The 19,990-nt window shown below is 38.2% G+C and carries 24 protein-coding genes and 1 other annotated feature; of the genes, 17 read left to right on the forward strand and 7 right to left on the reverse strand.

Annotated features, from left to right (window positions below; all coding sequences use genetic code 11):
* Nucleotides 1–32: 32 nt before the first annotated feature.
* The 9 genes from mnmA (at nucleotide 33) to ACQKN3_RS02175 (ending at nucleotide 8,140) form a co-directional block, all read left to right on the forward strand.
* On the forward strand, nucleotides 33–1,151 hold the full coding sequence (gene mnmA / locus ACQKN3_RS02135; RefSeq protein WP_427709028.1) for a tRNA 2-thiouridine(34) synthase MnmA: 1,119 nt from the start codon (nucleotides 33–35) through the stop codon (nucleotides 1,149–1,151).
* Between the two features lie 58 nt (nucleotides 1,152–1,209).
* Nucleotides 1,210–1,875, forward strand: a complete 666-nt coding sequence (locus ACQKN3_RS02140) for a tetratricopeptide repeat protein (protein WP_427709030.1) — start codon at nucleotides 1,210–1,212, stop codon at nucleotides 1,873–1,875.
* A 155-nt stretch (nucleotides 1,876–2,030) separates the two neighbouring features.
* The gene (locus tag ACQKN3_RS02145) at nucleotides 2,031–2,672 is read left to right on the forward strand and encodes an ATPase (protein ID WP_427709032.1); all 642 of its coding nucleotides are present in this window, start codon (nucleotides 2,031–2,033) and stop codon (nucleotides 2,670–2,672) included.
* Complete coding sequence (locus ACQKN3_RS02150; RefSeq protein WP_427709034.1) at nucleotides 2,669–4,036, forward strand: hypothetical protein; 1,368 nt, start codon at nucleotides 2,669–2,671, stop codon at nucleotides 4,034–4,036. Before ACQKN3_RS02145 ends, ACQKN3_RS02150 begins: the two co-directional genes overlap by 4 nt.
* 50 nt (nucleotides 4,037–4,086) lie before the next feature.
* Nucleotides 4,087–4,295 (forward strand) — a binding site (T-box leader).
* Nucleotides 4,296–4,348: 53 nt separating this feature from the next.
* Nucleotides 4,349–5,737 carry an anthranilate synthase component I gene (gene trpE / locus ACQKN3_RS02155; RefSeq protein ID WP_427709036.1) on the forward strand — a complete coding sequence of 463 codons (1,389 nt, stop codon included), beginning with the start codon at nucleotides 4,349–4,351 and terminating at the stop codon, nucleotides 5,735–5,737.
* Nucleotides 5,734–6,315, forward strand: a complete 582-nt coding sequence (locus ACQKN3_RS02160; protein ID WP_427709038.1) for an anthranilate synthase component II — start codon at nucleotides 5,734–5,736, stop codon at nucleotides 6,313–6,315. Before trpE ends, ACQKN3_RS02160 begins: the two co-directional genes overlap by 4 nt.
* Nucleotides 6,312–6,683, forward strand: a complete 372-nt coding sequence (locus ACQKN3_RS02165; RefSeq protein WP_427709040.1) for a DUF5071 domain-containing protein — start codon at nucleotides 6,312–6,314, stop codon at nucleotides 6,681–6,683. Before ACQKN3_RS02160 ends, ACQKN3_RS02165 begins: the two co-directional genes overlap by 4 nt.
* A 109-nt stretch (nucleotides 6,684–6,792) precedes the next feature.
* Nucleotides 6,793–7,287 carry an RNA polymerase sigma factor gene (locus tag ACQKN3_RS02170; protein ID WP_427709042.1) on the forward strand — a complete coding sequence of 165 codons (495 nt, stop codon included), beginning with the start codon at nucleotides 6,793–6,795 and terminating at the stop codon, nucleotides 7,285–7,287.
* Nucleotides 7,280–8,140, forward strand: coding sequence for a TIGR04104 family putative zinc finger protein (locus ACQKN3_RS02175; RefSeq protein WP_427709044.1), 861 nt, complete (start codon nucleotides 7,280–7,282; stop codon nucleotides 8,138–8,140). Before ACQKN3_RS02170 ends, ACQKN3_RS02175 begins: the two co-directional genes overlap by 8 nt.
* 54 nt (nucleotides 8,141–8,194) lie before the next feature.
* Here the strand turns inward: ACQKN3_RS02175 and ACQKN3_RS02180 are convergent, their stop codons facing one another.
* Entirely contained in the window at nucleotides 8,195–8,665 is a 471-nt protein-coding gene (locus ACQKN3_RS02180) for a glutathione peroxidase (protein ID WP_427709046.1), read from the reverse strand.
* 238 nt (nucleotides 8,666–8,903) lie between these two features.
* Here ACQKN3_RS02180 and ACQKN3_RS02185 point away from each other — a divergent pair, with 238 nt between their 5' ends.
* Nucleotides 8,904–9,755, forward strand: a complete 852-nt coding sequence (locus ACQKN3_RS02185; RefSeq protein ID WP_251686915.1) for a DegV family protein — start codon at nucleotides 8,904–8,906, stop codon at nucleotides 9,753–9,755.
* Between the two features lie 19 nt (nucleotides 9,756–9,774).
* Here the strand turns inward: ACQKN3_RS02185 and ACQKN3_RS02190 are convergent, their stop codons facing one another.
* The 3 genes from ACQKN3_RS02190 to ACQKN3_RS02200 all read right to left on the reverse strand — a co-directional run bounded on the left by ACQKN3_RS02190 (nucleotide 9,775) and on the right by ACQKN3_RS02200 (nucleotide 12,027).
* Entirely contained in the window at nucleotides 9,775–10,980 is a 1,206-nt protein-coding gene (locus ACQKN3_RS02190) for an MFS transporter (protein ID WP_427709048.1), read from the reverse strand.
* 88 nt (nucleotides 10,981–11,068) lie between these two features.
* Entirely contained in the window at nucleotides 11,069–11,557 is a 489-nt protein-coding gene (locus ACQKN3_RS02195; RefSeq protein ID WP_251686919.1) for a hypothetical protein, read from the reverse strand.
* Entirely contained in the window at nucleotides 11,554–12,027 is a 474-nt protein-coding gene (locus ACQKN3_RS02200; RefSeq protein WP_251686921.1) for a hypothetical protein, read from the reverse strand. Before ACQKN3_RS02200 ends, ACQKN3_RS02195 begins: the two co-directional genes overlap by 4 nt.
* Nucleotides 12,028–12,248: 221 nt before the next feature.
* On the opposite strand from ACQKN3_RS02200, the gene rpmG reads away from it, so the two are divergent.
* The 4 genes from rpmG (at nucleotide 12,249) to ACQKN3_RS02220 (ending at nucleotide 15,539) form a co-directional block, all read left to right on the forward strand.
* Complete coding sequence (gene rpmG / locus ACQKN3_RS02205) at nucleotides 12,249–12,398, forward strand: 50S ribosomal protein L33 (RefSeq protein ID WP_008408521.1); 150 nt, start codon at nucleotides 12,249–12,251, stop codon at nucleotides 12,396–12,398.
* A 143-nt stretch (nucleotides 12,399–12,541) separates the two neighbouring features.
* Nucleotides 12,542–13,105: a 5-formyltetrahydrofolate cyclo-ligase gene (locus ACQKN3_RS02210; protein WP_251686923.1), complete on the forward strand. Its 564-nt coding sequence runs from the start codon at nucleotides 12,542–12,544 to the stop codon at nucleotides 13,103–13,105.
* Between the two features lie 17 nt (nucleotides 13,106–13,122).
* The gene (locus ACQKN3_RS02215) at nucleotides 13,123–13,323 is read left to right on the forward strand and encodes a YqgQ family protein (protein ID WP_251686925.1); all 201 of its coding nucleotides are present in this window, start codon (nucleotides 13,123–13,125) and stop codon (nucleotides 13,321–13,323) included.
* 311 nt (nucleotides 13,324–13,634) lie between these two features.
* On the forward strand, nucleotides 13,635–15,539 hold the full coding sequence (locus ACQKN3_RS02220; protein ID WP_251686927.1) for an LTA synthase family protein: 1,905 nt from the start codon (nucleotides 13,635–13,637) through the stop codon (nucleotides 15,537–15,539).
* 85 nt (nucleotides 15,540–15,624) lie between these two features.
* On the opposite strand, the gene ACQKN3_RS02225 is transcribed toward ACQKN3_RS02220, so the two are convergent.
* Nucleotides 15,625–15,801, reverse strand: coding sequence for a DUF2759 domain-containing protein (locus tag ACQKN3_RS02225; protein WP_008404364.1), 177 nt, complete (start codon nucleotides 15,799–15,801; stop codon nucleotides 15,625–15,627).
* Between the two features lie 172 nt (nucleotides 15,802–15,973).
* On the opposite strand from ACQKN3_RS02225, the gene ACQKN3_RS02230 reads away from it, so the two are divergent.
* On the forward strand, nucleotides 15,974–16,618 hold the full coding sequence (locus ACQKN3_RS02230; protein ID WP_251686929.1) for an MBL fold metallo-hydrolase: 645 nt from the start codon (nucleotides 15,974–15,976) through the stop codon (nucleotides 16,616–16,618).
* Nucleotides 16,619–16,669: 51 nt separating this feature from the next.
* Here ACQKN3_RS02230 and ACQKN3_RS02235 read toward each other — a convergent pair whose 3' ends face one another.
* Both ACQKN3_RS02235 and ACQKN3_RS02240 read right to left on the reverse strand, forming a co-directional pair.
* Nucleotides 16,670–16,912: a DUF2626 family protein gene (locus ACQKN3_RS02235; protein WP_008404362.1), complete on the reverse strand. Its 243-nt coding sequence runs from the start codon at nucleotides 16,910–16,912 to the stop codon at nucleotides 16,670–16,672.
* Nucleotides 16,913–17,029: 117 nt separating this feature from the next.
* Nucleotides 17,030–17,728, reverse strand: a complete 699-nt coding sequence (locus ACQKN3_RS02240; RefSeq protein ID WP_427709053.1) for a helix-turn-helix transcriptional regulator — start codon at nucleotides 17,726–17,728, stop codon at nucleotides 17,030–17,032.
* Nucleotides 17,729–17,911: 183 nt separating this feature from the next.
* On the opposite strand from ACQKN3_RS02240, the gene comGA reads away from it, so the two are divergent.
* Both comGA and comGB read left to right on the forward strand, forming a co-directional pair.
* Nucleotides 17,912–18,928, forward strand: coding sequence for a competence type IV pilus ATPase ComGA (gene comGA, locus ACQKN3_RS02245; RefSeq protein ID WP_427709055.1), 1,017 nt, complete (start codon nucleotides 17,912–17,914; stop codon nucleotides 18,926–18,928).
* Nucleotides 18,909–19,982 carry a competence type IV pilus assembly protein ComGB gene (gene comGB / locus ACQKN3_RS02250; protein WP_427709057.1) on the forward strand — a complete coding sequence of 358 codons (1,074 nt, stop codon included), beginning with the start codon at nucleotides 18,909–18,911 and terminating at the stop codon, nucleotides 19,980–19,982. The genes comGA and comGB overlap by 20 nt, the downstream gene beginning before the upstream one ends.
* Nucleotides 19,983–19,990 lie beyond the last annotated feature (8 nt).

Consider the following 19,990-nt stretch of genomic DNA (forward strand, 5'->3'; position numbering starts at 1 on the left):
ACGCGATTTGTCTAAGAAAAGGTGAATAGTAAATGGTAGAAACAAGAGATCCATCTCAAATTCGAGTAGTTATTGGAATGAGTGGAGGAGTAGATTCATCAGTAGCCGCGTATCTATTGAAACAGCAAGGCTATGATGTAATCGGTATTTTCATGAAAAACTGGGATGACACAGATGAATTTGGAGTATGTACAGCGACAGAAGATTATGATGATGTAATCGCAGTATGCAACCAAATCGGCATTCCATATTATGCGGTCAACTTTGAAAAACAATATTGGGACAAAGTATTTACGTATTTCCTGGAAGAATACAAAGCAGGCCGTACACCGAACCCTGATGTTATGTGTAATAAAGAGATTAAATTTAAAGCCTTCCTGGAGCACGCACTGGCACTTGGAGCGGATTATTTAGCGACAGGCCACTATGCACGTGTAGCGCATGACGAAAACGGTGTGAAAATGCTTCGAGGCATTGATAATAATAAAGACCAAACATATTTCCTGAATCAGTTAACTTCAGAACAGCTTGAAAAGGTCATGTTCCCAATCGGACATTTACCGAAGCCTGAAGTTCGTAAAATTGCGGAAGCAGCAGGTTTGGCTACAGCAAAGAAAAAAGATTCAACAGGAATCTGTTTCATCGGTGAGCGTAACTTTAAAGAATTTTTAAGCCAGTACCTTCCTGCACAGCCAGGCAATATGGAAACATTTGATGGTGAAGTAAAAGGTACGCACGACGGTTTAATGTACTATACATTAGGGCAACGTCACGGTCTAGGAATCGGCGGAGACGGCGAACCTTGGTTTGTTGTCGGTAAAGATTTAACACGAAACGTATTGTATGTTGGCCAAGGTTTCCATCACGATGCACTGTATTCGAATGCATTGACTGCGGTAAAAATGAGCTTTACAGGGGAAGCAAAAGCGGGCACATTTAGCTGCACAGCTAAATTCCGCTATCGCCAGGAAGACTCGCCGGTAACAGTGACAATGCGTGAAGACGGTACAGCGTATATTGAATTTGCAGAACCGGTTCGAGCAATTACACCAGGACAAGCTGTTGTTCTGTATGATGGCGAAGAGTGCCTAGGTGGCGGTACAATCGATGGTGTGTTTAAAAATAGTGAAAAGTTAACATATGTAGGGTAATAGACGATAGACGTTCATTTAAAAATGAGCGTCTATACATATTTATAGAGGTGAAAGAATGGATACAAACTATAATGAAATCGGGATTAAAGCATTTCAGGAAAAGCATTATGAAGAGGCTGCACAAGCTTTCACAAAGGCAATTGAGGCACAGCCGGACGATGCGATCGGCTATGTAAACTTCGGTACATTGCTTGCTGCGATGGGGGATATCGAACGTGCTGAACGCTTCTTCCAAAAGGCGATCACAGTAGATGAAAAAGCTGCTACAGCGTATTACGGATTAGCAAATTTATATTATGAAGCGGAACGCTATACAGAAGCCGCAAAACTATATCAAAAATCGATCGATTACGGGATCGAAGGGGCAGATGCCTATTACATGCTGGCAAAATCATTTGAACGCGAACAGCAATTCAAGTTGGCCCTGCCATTTATGCAACGTGCGGCAGAGCTTGCACCAAAAGATCTGCAAATTCGTTTATCATATGGCATTTTGCTTTGCTCTTTGGAAATGTTCGATTTTGCAAAGCCAGAGCTGGAGTATGTTATTGAAGAGGACTGGAACAATGCAGATGCGCATTATAATTTAGGTGTACTTTACGCGGTAGCTACATCAGATACAGATAAAGCAAAATATCATTTGAAACAAGCTTATACACTTCAGCCTGAGTTTGATCAGGCGAAGTATTTATATGATATGATTTGCCAACGTTCGAATTAATCTAATAGACGAAAATATAAAGTGATGTGTTGAAAAGAGAATTTTCAACCATCACTTTTTTTATAATAAAATGATAATAAAATGAAATACTTTAAAACAGTAAGTTTATGATATGATGGATGAAACTGACAATTACTTGAGGTGAGGTATGTAGCATGCAGGCTAAAATAGATAAAGCAGATTGTATGTTTTTAATTTCTGATGAGACAATGTACCGATTTCAGCAGTTGATCGATGAACTTAATCTATTCACATTAATACTTCCATTCAGTGAGGAGTCTTACCAACGTTCAGTCATCATATTTGATATTTGGTATTTATTATCTACTGAAGAAATCGATCGTATTTCCAATCCGGAAAATACGATGATTTATCCAATTCGAAAATTTTTTTTGGATAAAATTAAAACCTTTCAAATAAGACGCTATATTCAGCTTGCTTTATTAGAAAACGAAAAGCTGGCGTTCATTTGTGCAATTTATATTTATTTAAAGCAGGAACAGTTTATCGTGCAAAAATTAGCAGAAAACGAGGAAGTAGCGGCAAATTTCCAAGCGTTGAAAGGCTTCAGCAGTAAAAGTTTAAGACCTTATTATGATTCAAAATATATTGAAGTTGAAAATTACCCGCAACAGCTCGCTTTATTGCAAAGTACTGTATTAAAAGAATTGCAGGAGCTTGTAATGGAATTTGAAACGTCTCTTCTTAACCTATATGAACAAGGAATTGCCGAGGCAAGTGAGATTTACGAAGCCGTATTTGGATTAATCAATGACTGGGGTGGACGAGTGACATGAAAATTTCAAACCAGATTGAACATTTACGAAATCTCTTCAATGAGTTGCGATATATGGAACTGATTCAATTCAGCACCATTACATTGCCGATCACACTTGAAGAAAAAAGGTATGCAGAAGCACTACTATGCTATGAATATTTGGCATCAACTTATTTTGAAATAGGCAGCTATCAGAACTTTCATGCGGTCATGGATGATTATGAAAAGCTTTGTTTAACATATGGAAAAGACGAAAATAAGATGGTTTATTACTATTTGTACAGTCTTGAACATATCTTTACGAAACATCATGATGAATCAATAGAAGCAGCAAAAAAATCGCTTAAATATGCGCATCTTTTGCAAAACGATGAACTTATTATCATTAATTATTGCAATCTGGCAGCACAGTACCGTTATAAAGAAGAACAGCAAAATGCACATATCGCTATAAAGTTGGCGGAGTATTACAAACGGAAAAATCCTGCTGTCAACGCAACAATTGTTAGAGGTTATTTAGGAGCGCTCTATTATTATGCTTCAACGAGTAATGACATCATGTTTAATCAGATAAAGCATGACATTTTGCAGCATCTGGAAGGCAAACCCCCTTACTATGCGGGGAATATACTGTTTGCGGAAGCGATTTTAAACTATAGGGCTGGCTATGGGAATGAAAGCTTGGAAATGTTTGAGCAGACGTTTTTTCAATTGGAGAAACAACAGAATTATGTATTATTGTCCGTAGTTGAAAGATACCTTCTACGTTTTGGACTAATCGAGCAGTTTCGTTTTAAAAAGGAATTGCAGCATCTGATTGAAAAGTATAAAAATGAGCCCATCAGTGTACGTAAAGTACGTCACATACATGCTGACTTTTTTTTCGAAGAGGAAACGACTGCGCTTACAGTAAAATTCCCGCATGTCGTTTCGAAAGAGAGCACCATCGAGTTTGTGGAACATGCGCTTATGAACAATGAGGCAATTTACTGTATTCATTGGTGCTTTATCACAGATAAAATTGAAGAGCTGTTCGGCACCTTATTTACTGAGCAGTTATTATTTACTTTATTTGAGTCGATTTATTCGAATATTTTCGAGTATGAGGCAAAGGTTAATGTATTATCGAAAAATGAAGGAGAAGCGATTATAAAGAATATTTCCGAAAGCGACTTTTTCAAGTTGTTAATGAAGTTGGAGGAGAAACTTCGAACAACTGCTGTTCATTCGACATCAGGAGTCGTAGAAATCCCGATTCATTTTGGGTTTATCCATTCAGACCAATTAAAAAAAGAAGAAGTTTCATATGAACAATTAGTAGCCTTTGCCGATGCAAGTCTGTATTATGCTAAATCACACGGGCAACTATACATTTACAGTTAATTTAAAATAGTTTGTAAAATTCGGGCTGAAACGATACAATAGCAAGTATAGTAAAAGCGATGATGAAAAAATAGTAGTAAAGCGGCGTTTTTTTAGAGAGCTGACGGTTGGTGGAAGTCAGTAAGCGTACTTTATGAATGGACTTTCTAGCTGCACAGAGGAAATGCTGTGCCGTAGCACTCACGTTACGAGTTTTGAGTGGACTAAATGTATTTAATTTAGTCAATAAAGGTGGCACCACGGCTCTTTCGTCCTTTAAAAGCGAAAGGGCCTTTTTGTGTTCCCGAAAAGAAAAGCTGAGGAGAGATGAGCATGGCAGTAAAGACAGACAAATATGTAATGAAACAGGTAAATGGCGATACTTATACGCCTATTTCGATTTTTGAATCCATTATTGGAAAGAAAAAAGTATTATTCGAATCCAATGCAAAATTTAAGCAAAATGGACGCTATTCCTTCATCGCCTTTAATCCGGTTGGTGAACTGAAAGGAAATGCGGAATCCGGTTCTTATTCTATCCATAATCAGGAGCTGAAGACAGAACAGAAACCGGTATTAACTTTGTTGAAAGAGCTATTGCCAATTCAAAAGGAAGACGCTCCGTTCGCCTTTTTTGGCGGGGCAATCGGTTATTTTGGATATGAAACAGCCTATCATTTTGAACAAATCGGGGAAATTGTAGGCGATGTATACAATATGCCGGATGTTCATGTTTATTTTTACGAAACGTTTATCGTCATCGATCATCTGTTACAGCAAGTATCCATTGTGGCAATGGATCTGTTTCAGGCGGGTCATACGATGGCGTTGATGCAGCAAAAAGTGGATGATATCGAACAAATGATGATGTCATCTTTATCATATAAACAAACACCAGAAATCGATGTACAGTTCACACCGACTATTAAAAAAGAACGCTTTATTGAAATGGTTGAAACAGCAAAACAGCACATAAGGTGTGGTGATATTTTCCAAGTCGTTTTATCTCAAACGTTTGAAGCAGATTACAAAGAAAACCCATTGACGCTTTACCGAAAATTACGGACGTCAAATGCGTCGCCATATATGTTCTTTATGGAATTTGGGGACTATACGGTACTTGGCACATCACCTGAAAGTCTAGTGAAAGTTCAAAAAGGACTTGTAACTACAAATCCGATCGCCGGAACGAAGCCGCGAGGACAGAATATACAGGAAGATGAAGCAATCGCGAATGCATTGCTGCAAGACGAAAAGGAAATTGCCGAGCATAAAATGCTTGTTGATTTAGGACGTAATGATGTTGGCCGTGTTGCGCAGATTGGAACAGTAGCTGTTACAAAATATATGGAAATCGAAAAGTATAAATATGTGATGCATATCGTTTCTGAGGTAACAGGGACATTACGAGACGATGCCCACTTAGTCGATGTTATTGCATCAAGCCTGCCAGCCGGTACGGTATCGGGTGCACCGAAAATTCGTGCAATGCAGATTATTAATGAGCTGGAACAGAGAAAGCGCGGAATTTATGCGGGTGCAATTGGTTATTTATCGGCATCAGGGGATATGGATTTAGCCCTTGCGATCCGTACAATGGTAATTAAAGATGAAAAAGCGTATGTTCAGGCAGGTGCAGGGATTGTTTATGATTCGGTCCCTGAAATGGAATATGAAGAAACATTAAATAAAGCAAAAGCGTTGCTGGAGGTGCGCAAATGATTTTACTTATCGATAATTATGATTCCTTTACGTATAATCTGTATCACCAAATCGCACAGTTTGGGGAAGACGTAAAAATTGTTCGAAATGATGCCATGACGGTTGAGGAAATCCGCACACTGCAGCCGAAAGCGATTGTTATTTCTCCGGGACCCGGGGAACCGAAAGATGCAGGTATTGTCATTGAAATGATCCGACAGCTTTATAAAGAGATTCCGATTTTGGGAATCTGCCTTGGCCATCAGTCGATTGGTGAAGCGTTCGGTGCAACGGTGAGCCGGGCAAAAAATATTATGCATGGGAAAACGAGCATGCTTCAATATGAAAAAACAGGTTTGTTTTCACGGTTCGAAGGAGAAGTCGAAGTGATGCGCTACCATTCGCTTATTATTGAAAGGCAAACATTGCATGAAGATTTCCAAGTTGTTGCTACAAGTGCAGATGATGGGGAAATTATGGCTATTCAACATGCTCACTATCCGGTATATGGGTTGCAGTTTCATCCTGAATCCATCGGTACAGAACTGGGTACATCCATGATCAGCGAGTTTTTAAAGAAGGTGGAGGTATTGGCATGATACCGAAAGATAAACATGACATAGCAGCAGTGGAAAAACTGAAAACTGCGGAAGCCGAAGCGGTCATTCCTTTACTGCCGAAGTTGCTTGAATGGGTGCAAGATATGAACTGGCCTGTAGCGGAGCCAATGGTTGAGCTGCTGCTTCACTATCCAAATGAGCTGACGCCACTTGTTGATGAAGTGCTACGCGGGGACGATGACATGTGGATTTACTGGTGTCTCGTTGAGATAGTACCGAAGCTGCCGTTTTATTCGAAGCTCGTATTGGTAGATGCCGTCGAACAAATTGCCGCAATGGAGAAAACACCATTCAATGAAGATAATGTTGAAGCTGCTCAAGAAGCGTTACTAAGTTTTCAGCCATAATAGAGTCGCCTAATCATACATTGGTTAGGCGATTTTTTTAATAATCTTTTCGAGAAATGCGTCCAAATTAAATTTGTTTCCGTCTAAAAGGGTGAAAGGAGGGCGGCTAGTGGAAATCGAGAAATTAATTGATACATACAGTGATTATTTGTACCGCATTGCCTTTATCTATACGAAGGATCGTTTAACAGCTGAAGAAGTCGTCCAAGACGTATTTATAAACTATTACCATAAATCAGGACAATTTGAACAGAGAGCATCGATTAAAACCTATTTAGTGAAGATGACAATTAACCGCTGCTATGATTATTTACGAAGCTGGAAAAACAAGAAATTCGTCATTACCCAGTTTTTTCAGCAGCATGAAAAAGGAGTGGAACAGATTTATGTCGAGAAAGAGTTACATGGTGAAGTAACCGCCGCGGTCCTTACATTACCGGTAAAAGATCGGGAAGTATTATTACTCTATTATTATGAGGAAATGACCGTGTTTGAAATCGCTGAGTTATTGGAATTGGCGGTATCGACTGTTAAATCACGTTTGCAGCGTGCGAGAGCGAAGTTGAAGCCGAAATTAAGCATGGAGGTGATGGAGAATGATTAAGGAAAAGTGGCAGCAAGAGTTAAGCAAACTACAATTAACGGAGCAACAGAAGTCAAAGTTAAAGCAAACAATTGATCAGTCGAAACGCCCGAAACGACAAACGAATTGGACCATTATAATTGCCCCGATATTTGTTTTTACAGCAGTATTTTTCCTATACTTGTTCACTAATGATGGGATCGTGTTGTCTCCTAATCAGGCATCCAGTCCGTTAGTTGAAAAAAATGAACGAGAGCAATTAGCCGAAGCTATAAGAAGAGGCAAGTATGTGGCCATCATCAGTTTATTGCTGATTATCAATGGGGTTTTCGCCACAATAGTTTTCTTTACGATGAAAAGATGGAAAAAAATAGAAATGCATAAACTTCGTAAAACAGTTTATAGATTGCGCTATTTGCTTATCACACTCTCGCCATTTGTCGTCTATGCAATTGGGAGCGCAATCCAAAAGTCTGAAGTAGACATTCAGTGGCTGAATCTTTGTATTTTCGTACTTGTCATTCTTTTGCAAATCGTAGTTTTATTTTATTTTGCCCGCAATACAACGGGAGAGGTAAGCTGTCCACATTGCCGCCATTCGTATTCAAAAAAAGAGCAAATAAAAATTGTATGTAAATTAAGAATGGAATTGCGTTGTCCAACGTGCAATGAAAAATTGTTTTATTCTAAAAAGTACCGTCAAATAATCGGCGGAATCTCGATGCTTACATCGCCAACAATTATTTTCTCTTCTTCTTTTGGGTTACCGATTTTATTAACGATTCTATGTCTGACATTTTATGTACTGACTATGTTTTTTGTAGTTATGCCATTATATCTGGAAGTAACAGATGAAGAAGTATTTTTATATTAAAAAGAGCAGCCGAATTTAATCTTCGGCTGCTCACTTCTATTATAAAAATATACTTTAAAGCAATTTCGCAATATCGTTTTCTGCTTTTGTCGGTGAATCCTGTGGGGCGTAACGTTTAATGACATTACCGTCACGGTCGACTAAAAACTTCGTGAAATTCCACTTAACTGACTGTCCTAAAAGACCTTTAGCTTCAGATGATAAATGTTTAAATAAAGGATGTGCTTCTGAACCGTTCACTTTCACCATTTCGTGCATCGGGAACGTGACACCGTAATCCAGGCGGCAGAACTCGGCAGCTTCCTCACTGGAAGACAACTCCTGTTTAAATTGGTCAGAAGGGAAACCGAGTACGACAAATCCTTCCTCTTTGTATTTATCATATAATTCTTCAAGCTCTGAAAACTGATTTGTAAATCCGCACTTGCTTGCTGTATTGACAATCATCATTACCTGGCCTTTATAGCGGTCTAATTCATATTGCTCGCCTTTTTCTGTCTTAACAGGAATATCATAAATATTCATGCTTTCGTTCCTCCTCGAAACTACTAATATAATTGTTTGTACTTTTATCGTACGGAAATAAAGCCCATATGTAAAATAATCGGTATCACTTGAAAATGAAAATAAAACTCGAATGTTGTCGAAATGATGTCGGCCCTGGAACTTATCCGTTCAAATATGACATGTGTCACTGTGCCGATACTATGATTGCGCTTACATTCTTGGGAGACATAAAATTTTAACATCAAGGAGTTTTATAATGAATAAAAAGATTGCATGGGTTACAGATACTGCAGCATTATTACCAGAAAGTTTTATTAAAGAACACTCAATTCATGTGCTTGCATTGAACATCGTTTTTGAAGAAGGCGCACTTCGTGAAACAGTGGACATGACGCACGATGAATTTTACGATAAATTAAGAAATTCAACAATGCATCCAAAAACATCTCAGCCTGCATTCGGAGAGCATGTAGCTTTATATGAAAAATTAAAAGATCAGGGCTATGACTGTGCCATTGCGATTCATACTTCAGAGCAACTATCGGGTACTGTACTAAGTGCTCCAATGGCTGCAGAACAGGCGGGTTTCAAAAGCTATGTTATTGATGCGAAAATCGGTTCCTATCCAATGCAAGTCATGTTGGCACTCGGAATTGAGCTTGAAAAACAAGGACATGCCCCGGAAGCGATCGTGGAGAAAATAGAAGCAATGCGTGGCAAGGCGGAACTTGCTTTTATTCCTGCAAGCTTGGAGCAATTGCATAAAAGCGGACGTGTTTCAGGGATGGCAATGTTTCTCAGCAACTTGCTCAATATTAAACTAGTCATTGAATACAATAAAGAAGGCGGCGTTGAAGTGGCAAAAAAAGTGCGGGCTGATAATCGTGCCAGAAAAGCCGTCATAGAAAAACTTAAGCGAGCTATTTTAAAGTCACCTGTAAAAGAAGCCGCGATTATTCACTGTAATAATGAAGCAGGGGCTATCGAGTGGAAAAAGGAATTACTAAAGGAATTTCCATCCATTCAATTTACCACTATGCCACTTTCTGCCTGTGTAGGTGTCCACGCAGGAGAAGGAACATTAGGTTTGACTTGGGTACGGGAATAAAAAAATGCAGGGCCTCTTTCTAGGCGCTCTGCATTTTTTCGTATTTAGATTGAAAGTATTGAATAAAGCCTGCAAAAATAGATGTTAATACGAGTGCTGATCCGATGAAAAGGACAACGCCAGTCCAACCATAGTGCATCCAAAAGATACCGCCGAGCGTTCCTCCAATACTTGACCCCATATAATAGGCGAACAAATACAATGAGGAAGCCTGGGCTTTATCGACTTTGGCTAAATGACTGACCCAGCCGCTTGCAATGGAATGCGCGCCGAAAAAGCCAAAAGTAAAAATAATGAGTCCGCTGATTTTTAAAGGCAAACTTACAGGGAAGGTAAGAACTGCACCTAAGATCATAATGATAATGCCGCTGTATAGAACATTTTGCCGGCCATATTGATCAGACAAGCTTCCGAACCATGTGGAGCTCCAAGTCCCTACTAAATAAACAACAAATAGCCAACTTACGAATGTCATGCTTAAACTATAGGGAGATTCGACCAGCTTGAAGCCGATATAATTATACATTGTCACAAAGCTGCCCATTAAAGTAAACCCAATCCCGAACAATAAAACAAGTCGTCTATCTTTTATATGCTGAAACAGTGTCTTAGTCAGTAATCGAAATTGTAATGGACGTGGTGTGAAATGTGTGGAATCCGGTAATGCCCAGACGAAGTAACAACTGATAATAATGCTTAAAACCCCGAGTACGATCATTCCGATTTGCCAGCTGAATAAATCACTCATCGTGCCGATTATAATACGGCCCGATAATCCGCCAATCGCATTTCCGCTTATGTAAAGACCCATTGCCACACCTAAGCTTGATGGTTCCATTTCTTCTCCTAAATAAGCCATTGCAATGGCAGGAACCCCGGCAAACACAAAACCTTGAATGATTCGCAGTGCGAGAATCGATTCAAAATTAGGAGCAAATGCCAGTGCGAGTGTTAAAACGGATGCCGCAAATATGGAAGCGGTCATCAATTTTTTTCGCCCCCAAGCTTCCGACAATGAACCGAACAGTAATAGGCTAAATGCCAAAACAGAGGTAGCAGCAGATAACGATAAACTGGCTACCGCAGGAGAGACATTGTAATCATTTGAAAACTGGGGCATTAGCGGCTGCGTAATATAAAGGTTGGCAAAGGTAATAAAACCTGCAGCAAATAACGCGATATTCGTCATTTTAAAAGCTTTTGTTCCTCTTTTTATATAGTCCATTTAATCCCTTCAATCTTGAAAACTTTTGGATAATTGGTAGTTTAGTATGGAAGAAGGCTTGCTTGCTATCTATAATTTAAATTTACAATTATTCGGTTGGTTGCCCTGTTAGCACTTGGGCAATTTCTTCGATTGTCATATCGGAGCGGAGATCAAATGCGCCTTTTTGAATAGAACGCGCAAATTCCGGTTTGGCCAAATAAAGCTCAAGCTCTCGGCCGTTAGTGACAATACCTAGGTCTTCCGCTTGTTGACCGATTGTATAAATAGAGACATTTTCATAAATATAAATGGTCTCTTGCACAACGTCTGAATTGTTTTCTTCCTTTGTAGAGGCTGTTTTCTCTTCGGTTGTACTAGTTGTTTGCACGTCCGCTTTTTTAGACTTGGCGGAATCCGGGTTTTGCTCATTTAACTGTTTTGTCAATTTTGCGATCTGTTTTTCATAGTCGTCTAATTGCTTTTCGTAAGCAGCATTTTCTTTCTGACTGGAATCAGAAGGCAACTTGTCGAACAATGCCATGCTTGCACCTGCCACAAAAAGACCGATACCAAATGCTCGCAACGATGATTTCATTGTTGACCTCCATTTGCTAAAATCGATTGGATTTGAGCATGTGATAATGTTGAACGCTTACTGATTTCCTCAATCGATAGGCCTTGGCTATTGAGAGCGAGCACCTGACTAACTAAAATACCGTTAATCGTCGGTTTCGCGCTCTTTTGCGGAGCTGCCTTAGAAGCCGTACCATAGCTTTGGGCCGCTTTTACTTGGGCTGCTACTTGCTGGAAAGATGAAAAGGCAGCTTGCTGTTCTGAATTTTGCTGTTGTTGGACAGAAGAAGGTTTGCGTACTTGAAAATTTGGTTCTACAAGCAGTTCCTCTTCCAATGCTTTTACGCGTCGTTTTAAAGCATTTGTTTCCTGATAAATATTGATCGATAAATCTTCGACATCTCTTTCAACTTTTGCTGATTTATCTTTAAACAATAGGGATATAATAATGACAGCAATTCCAGCAATCATTAATATTGAAGAAAGTCCCATATGAAGTCCTCCATTTCTTGTTATCTATGTCATTGTATTGACCGTAAACTTGCAATTGAAGTGAGTAATCGTTTTCTTACTGCAGGATTCCCTTTATTTTAACATAGTAAAACTTATTAAGAAATCATACTAGATTTTTTAAAACAGTGTGTTATAATAGGTAAGTCGTATAAATCATGCTCAAATAAATTTATTCTTAATTTAGAGTAGGAGGGTTAATGATGCGCGTAAACATTACTTTAGCTTGCACAGACTGCGGCGAACGTAACTACATTTCAAAAAAGAACAAGCGTAACAATCCAGAGCGTCTTGAACTTAAAAAATATTGCTCTCGCGAGAAGAAGTACACTCTTCACCGTGAAACAAAGTAATAATCGCTCATTTAGCCAAAACCACTCGTTGGTTTTGGCTTTTTACTTGGTATCCTATTAAATTTTACTATGATGATTCAACGAATTTGATTTATGATAGTAATGTTTAACTTAAAACAGCTTTATTGAAAGTAGGGATTTGTTTGGAGAAAAGAGACTATCGTATTAAAGTGCAGGAAAAGTTGTCCAATATGACCGATCAGGAATATCGTGAACGTTCATTGGAAATCGCTCAGCAATTATTACAGGAACCATCTATTCAAAAAGCAAATATTATAGCAATTACTTTATCAAATCAGCCGGAAGTGGATACGACGTTTATTATTGAAGAATTATGGAAATTAAATAAATATGTTGCAGTTCCGAAATGTAATCCGAAAGATCGCTCGATGGAGTTTTACAAAATTAACAGTTTTGATGAAACCGAACGAGCTTATCAAAATATATTAGAACCGATACGAGAAAGAACGGAACTGGTCGAAAAAGAACGAATTGATGTCATGGTCGTGCCGGGGGTTGTCTTCGATCATCACGGTTACCGCATCGGATTTGGCGGGGGCTATTATGACCGCTATTTAGTTGGCTTTAATGGAATGCGGATATCCTTAGCATTTGAGGAGCAGTTGTTAAACGAAATACCGAGAGAATCACATGATCTTCCGGTACATATACTACTTACAGACAAAAATCGCATTATCTGCGAATAATTGGTGGAGGAACGAGAATGAAGTCAATGTTGGATGTGCTGGGCATCTTAAAACAATACGGCATTTACATTTATACAAAGGACCGTATTGGGGATTTATACTTAATGGAAGATGAAATTAAGGAATTATATAAATCGAAATTTATTGATACGAAAGATTTTCAGATGGCTTTGTTAATCCTGCGTCAGGAAGAGCAAAGACTTAAAGCAGGAAAATAACTGGAATTTAGCGTATAATAGTATGAATCGTATAGAGGTATGCTTGTTTACTCAGGGTTTTAAACTTTTTGACGAACATACCCTAAGTGAAACAGCGGGAATAAACCGCTGTTTTCATATTTAACGAAACCTTTTCAAGTTTAATACGTACTAAATAATAGTGCTATTTTATGAATGTAAACTGTTTAAATGAAATATTGTTGCGGATTTGTTTGAAAAGCTTTAACATAGATTTTGTTTGAATGGATTTTACACAAATAAAACAATGTATTTAAAAAAAATCGAATATGTAAAGAGAGGATGTATAGGATATGAAAGATTTTAAATGGCCTAAACATTCGATATTAGCGATTGCCGTAATAGCAACCTGGATTAAAACTGTAATTGTTTATGAAACTAGCTTTGATATGAAGATAGAAAATGCAATGCAATTGTTAATTTTGTTTATCAATCCATTAAGTTTCTTATTATTCTTCTATGGATTGTCATTATTCTTGAAATCACAAAAAGCACGAAATCGCTATATTGTCGGCAGTAGTATTTTACTGGCCTTAGTATTATACGGAAATGTTGCCTTTTACCGTTTCTACAATGACTTTGTAACATTGCCTGTTTTATTCCAAACGAGTAATTTTGGAGAGTTAGGTACATCAGCTGCAGCAATCATCAGCTGGATGGATTTGTTCTATTTTGTTGATGTATTACTGATTATTATTGCTGTGAAACTTTTACCGAAAGTGGAAGAGCAGTTACTGCCAATACGTAAAGATGCGCGAAAAGCATACTTTGTTATGACGGCAGCTATTTTATTTTTAAACTTAGGTTTAGCAGAAACAGAGCGTCCGCAATTATTGACACGTGCATTTGACCGTGAATTGTTAGTGAAAAATATCGGAACATATAACTATCATCTTTACGATGTATATGTTCAGTCGAAATCGTCTGCACAGCGTGCGTTGGCAGATGGCAGTGAGCTTGTTGAAGTGAGCAACTACGTTCGCGCAAACCAGGCGGAACCTAATGTTGAAATGTTCGGCAAGTATGAAGGCCGCAATGTAATTGCAGTTTCCCTGGAATCATTGCAGTCATTTGTTATTAATGAGGAAATGAATGGGGAAGTAGTAACACCGTTCCTGAATTCATTGACAAACGATAAAGATACGTATTACTTCAGTGATTTTTACCACCAGACTGGATTAGGAAAAACTTCGGATTCTGAGTTTATTTTTGAAAACTCGTTATATGGCTTAGGTCGAGGTGCAGTATTCTTTACACATGGTGAAAATACGTATAACTCCTTTGCAGAGCGCTTAGGGGAAAATGGATATTTTACAAATGTTATGCATGCGAACAACAAATCATTCTGGAACCGTGATATGATTTACAAATCATTTAAATTAGATCAGTTCTATGATCTCGAATCATACAATGTTACAGAAGAAACATCTGTAAACTGGGGATTAAAGGATATTCCATTCTTTGAACAATCTGCAGCATTAATGAAAGAAATGCCACAGCCGTTTTACAGCCGTCTAATTACTTTAACAAACCACTATCCGTTCTATTTGGACCCGGAAGATATAATGATTCCTGAATATGATTCAAATTCAGGTACATTAAATCGCTATTTCCAAACAGTTCGCTATTTGGATGAATCGGTGAAAGAATTCTTCGATGATTTAAAAGAACAAGGTTTATATGAAAATTCGATTATCGTGATGTACGGGGACCACTACGGAATTTCCGAAAATCATAATAAAGCAATGGCAAAATATTTAAATAAAGAAGAAATCACACCATATGACAGTGCGCTTTTACAGGCTGTCCCATTATATATCCACATTCCTGGTTCAAATGATGGACAAGTGATGGATAATGCAGCGGGTCAGTTGGATATTCGTCCGACATTACTGCATCTGTTAGGTATTGAGACTTCAAAAGATATGCAATTAGGTGCTGACCTTTTCTCGGAAGAACATGAGGATTTCGTTATTTTCCGTGATGGTCGCTTCGTAACAAATCAATATGTGTATGCAGGTGAAGTATGCTACGACCGTGATACGGGAGAAGCAATCGATACGGAAGCATGTCAGCCATTTATTGATCGTGCAACTCAAGAACTAGAATACTCGGATCAGATTATTAATGGTGACCTGTTGCGTTTCTATGATACAGAAACTGGGAACTTGCTGATTGATACGAACTATAAAAATTAAAGCTGTCCCGGAGAAATCCGGGAACAGCTTTTTTCTCCATATAAAAAACGTATTGCTTCTAAAGCAATACGTTTTTTGGTTGCAATTAATGAGTTGGTGGATAGCCTTGATTTAATACCGTCATAATGACGAACCAACCGAAAACACCAGCAGCTAAAGCGTTGAAGGCAGCAGCTAAAAGGTTTTTCTCTTTGATTGATTGGAATATGCCAATTACGCCAAAAATTGCAACTAGACCAAAAATAACCATTAATAAGTTCATAAAAAATTGACACTCCTTTCGACATTCCAAAAAATGTCTCAACAATATTCCTCTTTTATTGTAAAGGTTTCCAAATCGTTTGTCGAGAACTAAAAGTGGAGTTTGTTTGAACGATAACTTTCACTATGAGAACGATAGAAAAAATGTATAATGGAAACTGAGGTGATGATTTATGTTAAATGTTAGAAAATATAGTCTAGGACCGATCCAAACGAATTGCTACATTGTCAGCAATAAAGAAAAAGACTGCTTAATTTTCGATCCAGGTGAAGAAGGGGCACGCATTGTAAATGAATTACGTAAAAATGGCTTAAACCCATTAGCTATTTTATTAACCCATACACATTTTGATCATATCGGTGGAGTGGATGCGATACGGGCAATATATAATATTCCGCTGTATGTCCATGAAAAAGAAGTGGACTGGCTTGCTGATCCGATGAAAAATGGTTCCGGCAAATATGCGGAATTGCCAAATTATATCGTGAAAAAGCCTGAAGGAGAACATATTATACGAAAAGAAGGGGAAATGACAATCGGTGCATTTACCTTTACGGTAGCCCATACACCAGGGCATTCTCCGGGAAGTGTATCCTTTATTTTTAAAGATGACGCTTTTGCGATTGTAGGCGATACATTATTCGAACAAAGCATTGGACGGACTGATTTAATCGGTGGTTCGATGAATATCTTGTTGAAATCGATTCACGACAAGCTTTTATCATTACCGGAAGATACAATTATTTATCCAGGGCATGGTGACTACACGACACCTGCTGCAGAAATGGACTCCAACCCGTTTTTAAATGGCTTTTAACTTGCTTGTAAATAAAAAACGACCGCTCTCTATTAAAGAGCGTGTCGTTTTTTAATGTCCTCCACCTGGAGTGTGTATGAATGTTGTGTAATAGGTGAAACCGGCGAAGAAAACAGTTAAGTATGCGCCAAAAATGTACATGTACATGCGTTCTGAAAGATTTAAGAAGCCTAATAATAAAAATAAACCTGTATTACCTACGAATAATAGCGAAACCTCGTTCATACCACCAAGGTAGAACATAACGGCGAAAATAGCAGTCCAGAATGCCATAACTTTATACATATTGCTCATGAAATATCCCTCCTTTTCTAAAAAAATAGAATAGTCTCTCATTCATTATAAATCAAGTTTCTGGATAATGTAAACTGGGAGATATGGAAGAGTTGTGACAAACGCATGTTTTTTCCATTAATTGTGTACGGAAATTTTGTATTTACAGAAGTCACAGTCATGTACCATACTTTCTATTTTTGTAATTTCATGACTTTCAAACAGTGTATCAACTTGTCCATACAAAAAGGATTCATGGAGTTGGCATACAATTTCTCCGTAGTTCATTAACTGTTCCTGGAAGGGACAGTTAAAAAGTGAGAATATAATGGATTTGGATTGATTATCTTCAATAACTTCCGGTATATAACCTATTAATGTCGCACTTTTAGTTAACATGGCCAATTTCTCATCAAATGTATAGGGAGATTTTCGTTTATGTGAATTCATTTGTTCAAGCATCGATTGTTTTCCGTCACGGTAACTGATTTCCTGTGCTTTACTCAACGCTGCGTCACCAAGCTCGCGAATAAGTTCAAGTGACCATTTAATTAATGAAGATGTGTCGCGTCTAGGAATACTTAAATTGATTCCTTCTTGTTTTGCTTTATATACTCTTCCAGGTCGCCCGCCTTTTCCGGTTTTTAAATGTTCGGAGGAAATGGCGCCGATTTCTGCAAGTTTAGTTAGATGCAAACGTGCTACATTGGAATGGATTTTAAATTGTTCTGCAATATCCTGGACGGATAAAAATTGCTTTTGCTGCAGCATAAATTCATAAATAGAAAACCGTGTTTCATCTGCAAAAGTACTTGAAATTTTAATCGGATGTATCATATGTAAACCCCCAATACGGTAAAAATTTAAATATACTAACTTTAATATTATTCTACATGAAATATTAGTAAATTTGTTAATATTGAAAGAAAATTCCTACTAAAAAGAAATTTTATCTGTTTTTATATGAAATATTGGACAATCCATTTATAATGGAGTCACATCTAACTAATTGATGAAGGGGTGATTACCATAAAACAATTATCGATCATTGAACAAAATTGTTTGGAGCTTTTATCTAAGGCAACACAGCTTAACGTTACAGACATCCACTTACTCCCTAGAGAAGGATGCTATGATCTGTTAATGAGAAAATACGGCCGTTTTGAAAAGGAAGATGAACTCCCTACAGAGCTCGCTACCCGTATGATTTCCTATTTTAAATTTCTTTCTTCGCTTGATATTAGTGAAAAGCGAAAGCCTCAAAGTGGTTCCTTCCAAAAATTTATCGACCGGTCCATGTATGCCTTCAGGATTTCAACGTTACCTTCCAGTTTCTTTAAAGAAAGTTTAGCAGTTCGAATATTACGGCAGAACTACACCGTCCCGTTACAGACATTATGTCACTTCCGGGAAAGTGTTGAACAGTTGTATAGATTGTCCAGACTGGAGAGTGGGTTATTATTACTTAGCGGTGCGACCGGATCGGGCAAAACAACAACATTATATTCATTGCTCCAATATTGTTCGCAGCATTTATCTCGACATGTCATTTCTTTGGAGGATCCAGTGGAAAGCAGGCAAGAACAGCTCTTGCAAATTCAAGTGAACGAGCGAGCCGGAATGACGTATTCAGCAGGTCTAAAGGCAATTTTAAGACATTCTCCCGAAGTGATCATGCTCGGAGAGATTCGGGACAGAGAAACAGCAAAGGTCGCAATAGAAGCGGCGTTTTCCGGACACCTCGTAATTTCGACGATACATGCAAAGGATACGGTGAACTGTATTTACCGTCTACATGACTTGTCGGTTTCATTTGAGGAAATGCGGCAGATGCTAAGAGCTGTTGTTTCTCAGCGTCTAATCGAAACAGAGGATAACGGCTATAAAGCTATTTTTGAATTTTTAACAGATGATCAATTACAGCTTGCCTTTGAATCCATCATCCAAGAAAAATCATTTACATTACCTTTTGATCAAACATTGGCAGGTCAAATCGCAAAACTTCATGAGGATTACTATGAATATACCACTCCTTAAAAATGCCACATCAGCTGCTTTGTTTAAAAAACCTATTATAAAGTCCTCTGAGCTTCCTACATTACTCCAACGAATCTCCACACTGTTAAATGAAGGCTATACATTTGCCCACAGTATCGAAATGCTGTTGCCTTATCATGTAAAACATTATGAACCGGTCCAACAGGAAATTTCGAATATATTGCGCGGGGGTGGCAGTGCAACACAAGTTTTTCAGCTGCTTTGTCTTGATAAACAATATTTAGTGTCAATTGAGTTGGCAGAAGTGACGGGCAAGTTAAGTGAAGCGATTGGTCTTGTCGCAAAGCAGCTCGTTTTTCAACAGCAGGCGAAAATGAAACTAATAAAAGTGATGTCGTATCCGCTCATTTTATTTACATTTTTAATAATACTGTTTTTAGCCTTTCGAACATATTTTCTGCCGAATATGTCTTCAGTTATTACATCCCGAGTCCAAAGTGGATCGTCCGCCAGCATTCAGTGGTCGAAGTTTTTCCTCCATATGCCAGACTATATTATTGCAGTTGGTATTGCTCTCGGCATTGTCCTCTCCCTTTTTATTTATCAAATCCGTAAGAAACGAATTGATTTGCAGCTCCATCTACTGTTTAGGCTCCCGTTAATCGGTCTTTTTTGGCGCCTATTTCTGACGAGACAATTTGCCCGCCATTTAGGCAATCTATTATTAGCCGGCTTCTCGCTCCAAAAAGCATTCGATCATTTAAAATCCCAACATCACCAAAAGCACATTGCGTATATTGCAGGTATACTCCAAGAACGCATTCTTATTGGCGATTCATTGGAGCGTGCAGTTGAAATCGTCGGCTACTTTTATCCGAAATTTGAACATTTTATTGCCCACGGTGAGGCGAGCGGCTTGTTAGGACGGGAGCTTATTTTATATTGCGAGCTTTTGGATGAAAAGCTTCAGAAAGTAATTGAACAAATCTTGGCGATAATTCAGCCGCTGCTATTTGTGATCATTGCCATTTGCGTAATTGCTGCATATTTAAGTATTTTAATTCCGATGTATGATGTCATTGATTTTATATAAGTAGAGGT

The sequence above is a fragment of the Solibacillus sp. NPDC093137 genome (genome assembly GCF_050280445.1).
In the GTDB taxonomy this organism is placed as follows: domain Bacteria; phylum Bacillota; class Bacilli; order Bacillales_A; family Planococcaceae; genus Solibacillus; species Solibacillus isronensis_B.